General features: G+C 76.2%; 1 protein-coding gene. It reads left to right on the top strand.

The genetic code is table 11. The features are described from left to right. Positions 1 to 408: 408 nt before the first annotated feature. Positions 409 to 1,002, top strand: a 594-nt coding sequence (locus tag D7231_RS36075; RefSeq protein WP_120760615.1) for an ABC transporter ATP-binding protein, incomplete at its 3' end; no start/stop codon positions are given.

Genomic DNA, 1,002 nt, shown 5'->3' with positions numbered 1-1,002 from the left:
CAGCTCGGCGGCCCCGCTGAGGTAGGTCCACGTGCGGGGGCCGAACGGCAGCGCCTCGGGGACCAGCGCGTCGTAGTACTTCGGGGCCCGGAAGTGCAGCGTTCCCGCCGCGCCGAGCAGGCCGGCCAGGGCCAGCGGGGTCAGGTGGCGGGAGCGGATGCGGGGCAGTCTCGGCATCGGGTTCTCCGTCCGGTAGCGGGGAGCGGGGAGAGGGGCGTCGGGGCCTTGCCCGCCGCATCCTACCGACGAGTAGTGAACGGCCGCCCGCCCCCGCACCGCCCCTGACAGGCCGCTGTGCGCCGGATGACAGGCGGCTCCCGCATGCTCCAGCCCTGGACGTTCCCGGCAGGTCCCGCACCAGGGACCCCGGGCCGCAACGACACGAGGGAACGAGGGAAGGAGAACGCCGTGACCTACGCGTTCCGGGCCGAGGGGCTGGTCAAGCGCTTCGGCGGAACGACGGCGCTGGCGGGCGTGGACCTGGCGGCCCGGCCCGGCACGGTGCTCGGGGTGCTCGGCCCGAACGGCGCCGGCAAGACCACCGCCGTCCGGATCCTGGCCACGCTGCTGCGGCCGGACGCCGGGCGGGCCACGGTCGGCGGCCGGGACGTGGTCCGGCACGCCGAGGAGGTGCGCCGCCGGATCGGGCTGACCGGGCAGTACGCCTCCGTGGACGAGGACCTGACCGGCGCCGAGAACCTGGTCCTCATAGGCCGCCTGCTCGACCTGCCCCGCCGCGAGGCCCAGGCCAGGGCGGCGGAGCTGCTGGCGCAGTTCGGGCTGACCGAGGCGGCCGGGCGGCGGGCCAAGACCTACTCCGGCGGGATGCGCCGCCGCCTGGACCTGGCCGCCAGCCTGGTCGCGCGCCCCGAGGTGCTCTACCTCGACGAGCCGACCACCGGCCTGGACCCGGCCAAGCGCGACGACGTGTGGGCGCTGGTGCGGCGGCAGGTGGCCGAGGGTGTCACCGTCCTGCTGACCACCCCGTCCCTCGCGGAGGCG

Source organism: Streptomyces klenkii, from assembly GCF_003626645.1.
Taxonomy (GTDB): domain Bacteria; phylum Actinomycetota; class Actinomycetes; order Streptomycetales; family Streptomycetaceae; genus Streptomyces; species Streptomyces klenkii.
Note: the sequence above shows the minus strand (reverse complement) of the source record. Positions and strands in the feature narration are given on the sequence as shown.